At 50.2% G+C, this 410-nt stretch carries 1 pseudogene; it reads left to right on the forward strand.

What is annotated here, in order from left to right:
- Positions 1-18: 18 nt before the first annotated feature.
- A pseudogene (locus LI164_RS15715) lies at positions 19-410 on the forward strand (hypothetical protein); the annotation flags it as partial.

The raw sequence follows: 410 nt of genomic DNA on the forward strand, positions 1-410 counted from the left end.
CAAAGGCAGGGGATAGGGATGGAGAATCAGTTTATACGGCATGAGCCATGTTTTGAGAGGATTTTGTTTGTCCTGACGCTGGACAGGAAGAAAATGAAAGAGAGGATTTTGATTGGGGAAGAACAGCAGATCCGCTTCCGTCTGAACGGGAGCCAAAACACAGAGGTGCTTTGTGATATGACACGCCCGCTGGGGACTTTTTTGATAAACTTTGAGCGTGACACGGACAGAGACTGGAACTTATACGGGCTTTCTCCGCTGCGGCAAGCCCTCCACTCCAACCGATGGAAACAGCCGGAGCTGGAGCAGGCGGCAAGCGAATTTCTCTGGGGGAAATATCTTAGCAATGACCCTCTGAAAATGTATGTGGCGTTCCGTATCTGGAACAGCTATCTGCTTGCCAGAGAACC

The organism is Dorea sp. 210702-DFI.3.125, assembly GCF_020560945.1.
Lineage (GTDB): Bacteria > Bacillota > Clostridia > Lachnospirales > Lachnospiraceae > Dorea > Dorea formicigenerans.